Here is a 9692-nt window from a genome sequence, read left to right on the forward strand (position 1 = left end):
GCGACGCCGAAGGCGCCCTTGACTTTGGAGGGGCGGCCCCGTACGCAAGCGCCACCCCACCACCCGAACACCCTTATCCACGATCTCCCGAACACTGGAACACGCCACACCCTCGCTCCGGCCATTTGCCTCACCTGCAGCGCGCAGCCCAGCACCACAGCACCACATCCCCGGATCCCTATGCCTCTGCGTCGCTACGCCGCACACCGCCGGGAACAGTCCGGGCACCACCACAGCGCGTCCACGACCGACCCACCCATCTTCAACGACACGCACCCCGCCCACGCGCACCTCGACGACCCACACCTCAACGACGCGCACCCGACGAGATGGCAGATGATGGTGGGCGTTTCGTTGCGGCTACCCGCTGCGCGAACGACCGGCCCTTCGTGACGCCCGGCTTTCGGCTGTATCTCGACTTTGCGGTGGTGCGCTCCTTCGCCCCCGCGAGGAGCGACTCCACCGGGCTCGCGATCACGCCGACCGCCTGGGCGCCGCGCATCGCGAAAGCCGCCGCATCCTGACCACGCCACCCCGCTAGGCCGCCTCGCCAGGCCGCCTCGCCTGGGCGCCGCGCATCGGGAGAGCCGCCGCGTCCTGACCACGCCACCCCGCCACGCCGCCCCGCCAGGCCACCCCGCCAGGCCACCCCGCCAGGCCACCCCGCCAGGCCGCCTCGCCTGGACGCCGCGTATTGGGAGAGCCGCCGCGTCCTGGCCACGCCACCCCGCCAGGCCACCCCGCCACGCCGCTCCGCTTGGGCGCCGCGCATCGGGAGAGTCGCCGCGTGCTGGCCAGGCCACCCCGCCAGCCCCCCGGCCCGGCTCCACCCGCCCGGCTCCACCCGCCCGGGCCCATCCCGCCGGGCCACCCCGCCCGGGCCACCCCGCCAGCACGCCCCTCCACGCCATCTCGCCACGCCACGCCGGCCGGGCCACCCACCACCCCGCCCGGGCCACCCCCAGGGCACCCGACAGCCCGCCCTGCCACGCCGTCCCACCGCGCCGGACGGGGTGGGTGTTAGAGGGTCCAGAGAAGGACGGTTTTGTCGGTGGAGGCGGCGAGGATCTTGCCGTCGGGGGTGAAGGCGACGGATCCGCCGCCGGCTCCGGTGCGGGTGGTGGTCCGCTTGGCCACGTCCCACAGGCGGGTGGTCTTGTCCGAGCTGGTGCTCGCCAGCGTCTTGCCGTCGAGTCCGAAGACCACCGAGGTGACGGTGCTCGCGTGGCCGGTGAGGGTGGCGACACCGGTTCTGGTGTTCGTGTCCCATAGGCGGACGGTGCTATCGGTACTGCCGCTGGCCAAGGTCCTGCCGTCAGGGCTGAACGTCACCGAGCCGACCGCCTGTGTGTGGCCGGCGAGGGTGCCGATGGGCTTCCAGCCGGGCACGCTCCACAGGCGGATGCTGTGGTCGCCGGTGCCGACCCCGTTGTCGTGCCCGCTGGCCAGGATCTTGCCGTCGGGGCTGAACGCCAGCGCGCTGACGGTCTGGGCTTGGGGCCTGATCGTGGCGATGTGGGCGTGGGTGCGCAGGTTCCAGATGCGGATGGTCTCGTCGACGCTGCCGGTGGCGAGGGTCTTTCCGTCCGGGCTCAGCGCCATCGCGAAGACCGCTTTCTCGTGGCCGATGAGGGCGCCGACCCGGGCGTGGGTCCGCACGTCCCACAGCAGCGCGAGGTCGTCGCCTCCGGCGACGAGCGTCCTGCCGTCGGGGGTGAAGGCGAGTTGGCCGGCTCCTTCCTGGAAGCCTCGCAAGGTCGCGATCTGGGTGCCGGTGGAGGTCTTCCACAGCCGGACGGTCTTGTCCTCGTCGCTGGTGGCCAGGATCCGGCCGTCCGGGCTGAACGTCAGGCAGTCGACGGCGGCGCTGTGGCCGGCGAGAGCCCGTCCGTTCCCGAGGGGCTGCGGACGGGCGGGCGTCCGGCCGGTGGACGTGGCGCCGTGTCCGGTGCCGCACGCTTCCGACAGCATCAGGGCGGCTGTTCCCATGCCGGCGAGCAGGACGCTGCGGCGCCGGATCGGCCGCCCCGCGCTCGTGCCCTGTAGAGAAGGCGACGCACCCGTCATGACAGCGTTCCTTTCGGAGGAGGTACCGTCCGGGGCTGATCCCGAACGGTTGGTATTAGCGCACCGCGTCCGCTTGTGTCTAGGGCGCGGCTTTCGGACCGTCGTCCGTCGGGTCGCATGGACCGACCGCAGTACGGCGAGGGTGCAGGTTGTACCGGCGATACCGGCCCCGCAGATCACGGCGTACGGGGGTGCCAGTGCGGCGGCGGCACCTCCGGCGATCATGCCGGCGCCTTGGAAGGTCATGAGCCCGGCGCCCAGCAGGGACATGGCGCGGCCCCGCATCCGCTCGGGCACGGCTTGCAGGAACCACTGGTCCATACCGAGCGCGTAGGCGGCGCACAGGCCGGTGAGGAACAGGAGAGCGACGGCGAGCGGCAGCGACGGGCGGAAGGCGAAGGCCGCCATCGGCAGCATCGACGCGCCGGCGAGCGGCAGCGCGATGTGCTCGCGGGCCGCCGCCCCGAGCAGCACACCGGCCAGCACCTCGCCCACTGCGGTTCCGGCGGGCATCGCGGCCAGGAACAGGCCGAAGCCGACCGAGCCCGCACGGGCCGCGTCCGCGAAGGGCGCGGCGGTCCCTTCCGCGACGACGAAGAACATCGGCGGCATCCACCACATCAGGAGGAGGGCGCGGATCCGGGGGACGGCGAACAGCCGCCGGGCGGAGGTGATCGAGTCTCGCATCATCCCGCCGTGCCCTGATTCTGGAGCCGGACGGTCGCCGCCGCCCAGCCGTATCAGCAGCGCGGACCCGAGAAAGGTGCAGACGGTCACGTAAAGGGCGGTGCGCGGCGACATCCACACCAGCACGAGCCCGCCGAGGCCGTAACCGATGATCTGCGAACTCTGCGAGACGATCCGCACCAGCGAGCGTCCCAGGGCATAGGCGTCTCCCGGCAGGATGCTCGCCAGGCTCGCCGCGCGCGTCCCGGTGAACAGCGGCGACATCATCGACACCGCGAACCGGAGGGCGAACAGCAGCGCGAGCGGGGTCACCGGGGATCGGCACGGATCCGCGCCGGATGGCCAGGGGGTCATCCGGTCTGGGGGTGCCTAGAACGGCCATCGCGAGCACGCAGGCCGCCGACAGCAGGTCGCAGGCGACGAGCACGCGCCGGGCCGGGTACCGGTCGGCGATGCCGGACAGGAGGATCCCGCTGAGGGCGTAGGGCAGCAGGCCGAGGGCGAAGACGAGTGCCGTCAGCAGCGCCGAGCCGGTCCGCCGGAACACGAGAGCGGCCAGGGACACTTCGGCGAACACGCCGCCCAGGCCGGAGAGCACATGGGCTGCGAATATCGCCCGGAACTCCTTATTGGCGAACACCGAACCGTAGCCGGCTTCGGCTCTCGTCCTGTTCTCCCGGGAAGAGGTGGGGGCTGACATGCGGGCGGTCTCTCTTTTCCTGCCTCGGCGCGGACGGGGAGGTCGCTCGTCCGAGCGGACGCCGGGCCCGAAGACGGCCTGGTCACCGAAGCGGCCGGCCGGGTCTTCGGGCCCGGCGCGACGATCCCGGTAGGCGATCTGGCCCGGGATCGGCCTTTCTCAGTTCTCGCTTAGCCGGGGAACCAGGTCATGGTGTTCCACCTCCTCGCCGCACGACAGTCCGCCAATTCCGGGAGGGCGTTCAGGAAATGCCCCCGGATATAGGGACCCGCCACCTCGCGGAAAACCGTCGGAGGCCGGAACGCGGTGGCAGTGATCCGCGTCACTCACGCCCGAGGCCGCATCACCCAGGTGCGACGCCGCATCACTCGCGCCCGAGGCCGCCGCGAAGCCCGTCTCGCGGGGGACGGGGATGGGCCGCTCGGGGGAGGCGGGCGGTGCGGCGGGGGCGGGAGCGTGGGGGCATCGCGAGATCAGGAGGAAGCGGTGTCCCGGAAATTCACGATCAAGGCCGCGGTGGTCGCGGCGCTCGTCGCCCTCATCGCGGGGGCGATGCTGGCCACGGGGTCCGGTGAGCCGGCCGCGCACGCGCTCGGGGCCGTCCGATGACCGCCGTGGACGCGGTCGCACCCAGCGCGGCGGCGACGCGGGGGCCGGTGCCGCGCTGGGCGGACTGGGCGGCGCAGGCGACGATATGGTGCGCGCTCCCGTCCGGGATCTGGCGGATCCTGTTCGCGCTGGGCCTGCCGGCGGGGTTCACGGGGTCGCAGGATCCGGCGAACGGGCCGTGGTTCGTGCTGCCGTACGTGATCGCGCTGACGGCCCTGTCCGAGACGCTCGCGTTCCTCAGCCTCGGGCTCGTCCGGCCGTGGGGCGAGGTGTGGCCGCGCTGGGTGCCGGTCCTGCGCGGCCGCCGGATCCGTCCGCTCGCGGCGATCGTCCCGGCGGCGCTCGGTTCGGTCGCGCTGATGTGCCTGTGGACGCCGCTGGCCTTCGGCTTCTCGGACAGCGACCCGGAGATGCCGCACGGCGCGAAGGCCGCCATCCTGTACGCCTGCTACCTCCCGCTGGTCGCGTGGGGGCCGCTGCTGGCGGCGGTGACGGCGGCGTACGCGGTGCGCCGTCGCCGACACGGATGACGGGTTCCCATTCGTCCAAGACCGTCGCGTCCCGGCCGCATAGCGTCGTGCCGGAGACCGCAACTTCACTGGAGCCGCTAGAGATGACCGTTCGCCGCGTCGTGCCCAATGTCCGTTCCGATGCCGCCGGGAAGAACCGCGAGTTCTACGGCCTGCTCGGGTTCGAGGAGGTCATGGACCTCGGGTGGGTCATGACGCTCGCCTCCCCGGACGTCCCGACCGCGCAGATCAACGTCATGACGGCGGACAGGTCGGCACCGGTCGATCCGGACATCAGCGTGGAGGTGGACGACGTCGACGCGGCCTACGCGGCGATGCGGGAGCGGGGCGCGGAGATCGTGCATCCGCTGCAGGACGAGGAGTGGGGCGTGCGGCGGTTCTTCGTCCGCGACCCGGACGGCCGCGTGATCAACGTCGTCACGCACCGCTGACGCCGGGGCCCTTGCGGCGCTGGTAGTGGCGGGCGACGCGGACGCGGTTGCCGCAGCGGGCGGCCGAGCACCAGCGGCGGCGCGGGTGGGCGGGCAGGAACAGCAGCACGCAGTCGTCGGCCTCGCACTGCCGGATCCTGGTGACGGACGGGTCGGCGAGGAGGTCGGCGGCGGCCTCGGCCAGCTGTCCGGCGAGTTGTGCGCCGGGCGGGCCGGTGCGCCGGCGAACACCGGTGACCGCGATGCCGTCCCAGGTCAGCTCGGTGATGGCGGGCGCGGCGCGCTGGGCGTCGTTGAGCGCGGCCAGGTCCGGATCGGCGGGACGTTCGCCGTGGCAGGCCCGTTCGATGGCGTTGGCGGCGTGCTCCCGTACAAAGTGCACGGCACATACGTCATGCATGTCGAGGAGGCCGGGGTCCGGGAGCCGGTCGGCCTGGAGGAGGAGCCAGGCGCGCAGGTCGTCGGGAGTGGCGAGCAGGTCGCCGGCCGTCGTGCGGGTGTTGACGAGGTCGAGGGCGAGGGGTTCGCCGGTCAGCGGGACGACGTCGCTCATGCTTCTAATGCTACATCCAAGGTTTGACACATTAGATCGTCAAGGGCTATAACTAACGCATCTTCAGCGAAGGAAGGCGTTAGACATGACGGTCCTCACGGTCGCGCGGACGGTTCACCGGTACGTGGACGTCGGCGATGTCCGCGTCTTCTACCGGGAGTCGGTGCCCGAGCGCGCCGACGCGCCCGCGCTGCTGCTCCTGCACGGCTTCCCGTCCGCGTCACACCAGTTCAGGCGCCTGATCGACGTGCTGGGCGCCCGGTACCGGCTCATCGCCCCCGACTACCCCGGCTTCGGGCGCACGCAGGCCCCGGACGGCTTCGCCTACTCGTTCGACCGGCTCGCCGACGTCACCGAGGGGTTCGTCGAACGGCTCGGGCTGTCCCGGTTCGTCATGTACGTCTTCGACTTCGGCGCGCCGGTCGGCTTCCGGCTCGCCGAGCGGCACCCGGAGTGGATCGCGGGCCTGATCGTCCAGAACGGCAACGCCTACGAGGACGGCCTGTCGGACGCGGCGCGCGCGTTCATCGCGCTGCGTCCCGGCCAGGACGGCGCAGAGGAGACGATCCGCGGCCTGCTCACCCTCGAGGGGACGCGCGGCCAGTACGAGACGGGCGTCGCCGACCCCGAGGCGATCGCGCCGGACGGCTGGACGCTCGACCAGCACTTCCTCGACCTGCCCGGACGCAAGGAGGCCCAGGTCGCACTGGCGTTCGACTACCGCTCCAACGTGGAGCGCTACGGCGCCTGGCAGGCGTGGCTGCGCGAGCACACCCCGCCAGCGCTGATCGTCTGGGGCCGCAACGACCCGTTCTTCACCGAGCCCGGCGCGCGCGCCTACCTGCGCGACGTCCCGGACGCCGAGCTCCACGTCCTCGACACGGGCCACTTCGCCCTGGAGGACCGCCTGCCGGAGATCGCCCCGCTCGTCGCGGGCTTCCTCGACCGCGTCCAGGCGCAGCGCGGCGGCCAGCAACGCGGCGGCCAGCAACGCGGCGGCCAGCAACGCGGCGATCAGTAGCGCGGCGGTCAGACGATGGGGCGGTCCTTCCTGATGCGGCGGCGAACGTCCCGCAGGTAGACGTTGAAGGGGAACTCGCGGAGGGGACGGGGCATCGCGCGGTTGGTGAGCGCCATCAGCCGGGCGAAACGGTCGAAGCGGGCCTGGTCGCGGGGCGTCCACGGGTAGCCGAGCTCGTCGCGGAAGGGGGCCGGCAGGAACCCGAGGGTGAGGAAGCGGTGCAGCCGGCCGAGCGTCCAGTGCACGGGGGCGGGCAGGAAGCGCAGCTCGGTGAGGTCGCGGAGGTAGCCGCGGGTGACGTCGTCCATCTCGATCTTCTTGAGGGACTCGGTCCAGTACTCCTCGAAGGCGGCGCGGTCGGCGGGCCACATGTCCTCGGTCATCTGGAGGGTGGTGCCGAAGCGGGCGCCGTGCCGGTAGAGGGCGTCGACCTGCTCCCGCGTCGGGTCGCCGTAGAGCATCGTGTAGATCATCTCGGTGCCCCAGTAGAGGCACGCGGCGACCCAGAGCTGGAGGTCGCGGTCGAAGGCGTTGTAGGGGACGGGTTCCTTCGCGCGGACCTGCTTGTGGGCGCGGTTGACCTCGCGGCGCATGGCGAGGCGCTCGTCCTCGTCGCCGAGCATGGCGACGGCGATGTAGCTGAGGGTGGTGCGGGCGCGCTTGATGGGATGCTTGTCGACGCGGCCGCTGTCCACGGTGCTCTCGGCGACGCCGCGCCCGACGGGCAGGCGGGAGAGCTGCATGACGACGTTCGCGGCGGCGGCGGACAGGGCCATGCCGGAGATCGCGTCGAAGACTATCTTCGGGGGACGCTCCGTGGACGTGGCGGTCGCGGTCATCCGGTCCTCACTCCTGGTACAGAGAAGCGATTTCCGTATCACTGTGCCATCTGTAAGCAAGCGCTTGCAAGGGCGCCCGGCGGACCGGGCACCCCCGCACCCGGGTCACGCGTACGGATCCTCCCGCTGCAGCACCCGTCCCGCGAACTCCTTCAGCGAGTCCAGCGCCCGCATGTACGGCACCGGGCCGAACGACACCCGCGCCGCCCCCGCCTCCGCGAGCTCGCCGAGCGACGACCCCGGGAAGCAGTTCACGTTCACCGGCCCCGGAATGCCCTTGACCAGCGTCGCGACCGCGTCCGGCGGCGCCGTGATCGGGTACACGCAGTCCGCGCCCGCCTCCAGGTACAGCCGGCCGCGGGCGATCGCGGCCTCCACAGGGTCCGCGAGCCCGGCGACGAACGTGTCGGCCCGCGCGTTGATCACCAGGGCGTCGCCCGCCGCGGCGCGCACCGCGGCCAGGTACTCCGCCTGCTCCTCCGGCTCGGCGAGCTTCCCCGCGTAGGTGTCCTCCAGGTTGCAGCCCGCCGCGCCGATCGCGAGCAGCCGCTCCACCAGCTCCTCCGGCGGCAGCCCGTACCCGGCCTCGGCGTCCACCGTGACCGGGACGGACGCGGCCCGGATCACCCTCCCGGCGGCGGCGAGCATCTCCTCCACCGGCGCGCCCTCATGATCCGGGTAGCCGAGCATCGCGGAGACCGCGGCGCTCGCGGTCGCGAGCGCCGGATACCCGGCCTCCTGGACGATCTCGGCGCTCGCCGCGTCCCACACGTTCGGCAGCAGCAGCGGGTCGCCGGGACGGTGCAGGTCGCGCAGCCGGGCGGCGTTCTCGGACATCTGTCTCTCCTTCCGTCACGCGTTCGTTCACCAGGGGGACCGGATCGGGACGCATTACGTGACACATGCCCCTTCCGGCCCGTCCGGCACCTGGCGGGATGCGGTCACCCGCGACGCCGGGGGCTGGGCTAGCGTCGAGATGATCGAGTGGCCCGTGACACGAGGGAGTGCGCATGCTGCCGTGGTCCGCCGACTTCGCCGGACGCCTTGAGGAGCACGCCGTCAGCAGCGAGCTGCTGCGCGGCAACCCGCTGAAGGACCCGCACGAACGCCCGCTGCTGGTGTACGTCCCGCCCGGCTACGACGACGAGCCGGACCGCCGCTACCCGTCCGTCTACGTGATCACCGGGTTCACCGGGCACGTCGGGATCTGGCGGAACCGGATGCCGTACCGGCAGCCGTTCCCCGAGACCGCCGACGCCGTGTTCGCCTCCGGGGAGGCCCCTCCCGCGATCGTCGTGTTCGTCGACGCGTGGACGGCGCACGGCGGCAGCCAGTTCATCGACTCCCCCGGCACCGGCAAGTACCACTCCTACATCTGCGACGAGGTCGTCCCCTGGGTCGACGCCCACTACCGCACCCTGGACGCGCCGGAGCACCGGGCGATCAGCGGCAAGTCCAGCGGCGGCTACGGCGCGATGATCACGCCGATGCTCCGCCCCGACCTGTTCGGCGCGCTCGCCACCCACGCCGGCGACGCCCTGTTCGAGTACTGCTACCTGCCCGAGTTCCCGAAATGCGTCCGCCACCTGCGCAAGTACGGCGGCGACATCACCCGCTGGTGGGACGACTTCAACGCGCGCGTCTCGTTCACCAAGCCCGAGGACATGGAGCTGCTGAACGTCCTCGGCATGGCCGTCTGCTACTCGGCCCGGGACGACGGCACGCCGGAACTGCCGTTCGACCCCGTCACCGGCGTCCTGCGCCCGGAGATCTGGGACCGCTGGCTCGCCTGGGACCCCGTCCGGATGGTGCCGGACCACGCCGCCGCGATGCGCTCCCAGCGGGCGATCTGGATCGACGGCGGCACCCGCGACGAATGGTTCCTGGACATCGGCGCCGAGGCGTTCCACCGCGCGCTGCTGGACGCCGGGGTCTCCCCCGACGTGATCCACTTCGAGCTGTTCGACGCGGGCCACGGCGGCATCGACTACCGCTACCCGCTCGCGCTCTCCTGGCTCTGCCGGCGCATCGCCCCCTGACGCCCGTCCTCCCCGAAACGGCGTGCCCGCTCCTCCGGCGGGCACGCCGTTCGCGCTGGTCAGGCTGGCTTTTCAGTGTTTTCAGAGGGCCCGTTCACCGGGATTGAAAATCCAGTGGCCCATGGATTCGTTGACACCGGCGGCCGCCCGCACGAGCCTTTGGGCTGTCCACCGAGAACGTCCGCACCGCTCCCGCGCGACGCCTTCGACGACGGA

Annotated in this window: 9 protein-coding genes and 1 pseudogene; 5 read left to right on the plus strand and 5 right to left on the minus strand. The window is 72.1% G+C overall.

The annotated features are described in order from the left end of the window. Positions 1 to 1020 precede the first annotated feature (1020 nt). Together AB0C78_RS50035 and AB0C78_RS50040 are read right to left on the minus strand one after the other, a co-directional pair. On the minus strand, positions 1021 to 3066 hold the full coding sequence (locus tag AB0C78_RS50035) for a hypothetical protein (protein ID WP_360762707.1): 2046 nt from the start codon (positions 3064 to 3066) through the stop codon (positions 1021 to 1023). Positions 3067 to 3136: 70 nt separating this feature from the next. Then, a pseudogene (locus tag AB0C78_RS50040) lies at positions 3137 to 3454 on the minus strand (MFS transporter); the annotation flags it as partial. A gap of 486 nt (positions 3455 to 3940) precedes the next feature. On the opposite strand from AB0C78_RS50040, the gene AB0C78_RS50045 reads away from it, so the two are divergent. The 3 genes from AB0C78_RS50045 to AB0C78_RS50055 all read left to right on the plus strand — a co-directional run bounded on the left by AB0C78_RS50045 (position 3941) and on the right by AB0C78_RS50055 (position 5024). Then, positions 3941 to 4063 carry a hypothetical protein gene (locus AB0C78_RS50045; RefSeq protein ID WP_264159867.1) on the plus strand — a complete coding sequence of 41 codons (123 nt, stop codon included), beginning with the start codon at positions 3941 to 3943 and terminating at the stop codon, positions 4061 to 4063. A gap of 5 nt (positions 4064 to 4068) precedes the next feature. Continuing rightward, positions 4069 to 4593, plus strand: a complete 525-nt coding sequence (locus tag AB0C78_RS50050) for a hypothetical protein (protein WP_360762710.1) — start codon at positions 4069 to 4071, stop codon at positions 4591 to 4593. An 83-nt stretch (positions 4594 to 4676) separates the two neighbouring features. Next, positions 4677 to 5024, plus strand: a complete 348-nt coding sequence (locus tag AB0C78_RS50055; protein ID WP_151546547.1) for a VOC family protein — start codon at positions 4677 to 4679, stop codon at positions 5022 to 5024. Here the strand turns inward: AB0C78_RS50055 and AB0C78_RS50060 are convergent. Beyond that, positions 5011 to 5577: a CGNR zinc finger domain-containing protein gene (locus tag AB0C78_RS50060; RefSeq protein ID WP_360762713.1), complete on the minus strand. Its 567-nt coding sequence runs from the start codon at positions 5575 to 5577 to the stop codon at positions 5011 to 5013. The two genes, AB0C78_RS50055 and AB0C78_RS50060, sit on opposite strands and share 14 nt — an antisense overlap. Positions 5578 to 5662: 85 nt before the next feature. Here AB0C78_RS50060 and AB0C78_RS50065 point away from each other — a divergent pair, with 85 nt between their 5' ends. Next, complete coding sequence (locus AB0C78_RS50065) at positions 5663 to 6598, plus strand: alpha/beta hydrolase (protein ID WP_360762716.1); 936 nt, start codon at positions 5663 to 5665, stop codon at positions 6596 to 6598. A gap of 8 nt (positions 6599 to 6606) precedes the next feature. Here AB0C78_RS50065 and AB0C78_RS50070 read toward each other — a convergent pair whose 3' ends face one another. Together AB0C78_RS50070 and AB0C78_RS50075 are read right to left on the minus strand one after the other, a co-directional pair. Beyond that, positions 6607 to 7437 carry an oxygenase MpaB family protein gene (locus tag AB0C78_RS50070; RefSeq protein WP_360762719.1) on the minus strand — a complete coding sequence of 277 codons (831 nt, stop codon included), beginning with the start codon at positions 7435 to 7437 and terminating at the stop codon, positions 6607 to 6609. 105 nt (positions 7438 to 7542) lie between these two features. Then, on the minus strand, positions 7543 to 8274 hold the full coding sequence (locus tag AB0C78_RS50075) for an isocitrate lyase/phosphoenolpyruvate mutase family protein (protein WP_360762721.1): 732 nt from the start codon (positions 8272 to 8274) through the stop codon (positions 7543 to 7545). A 173-nt stretch (positions 8275 to 8447) separates the two neighbouring features. On the opposite strand from AB0C78_RS50075, the gene AB0C78_RS50080 reads away from it, so the two are divergent. Beyond that, a complete protein-coding gene (locus tag AB0C78_RS50080; protein WP_360762724.1) occupies positions 8448 to 9476 on the plus strand; it encodes an alpha/beta hydrolase-fold protein in 1029 nt (342 codons plus the stop codon). Positions 9477 to 9692 lie beyond the last annotated feature (216 nt).

It is taken from the genome of Actinomadura sp. NPDC048394 (assembly GCF_040651755.1).
In the GTDB taxonomy this organism is placed as follows: Bacteria; Actinomycetota; Actinomycetes; order Streptosporangiales; family Streptosporangiaceae; genus Spirillospora; species Spirillospora montaniterrae.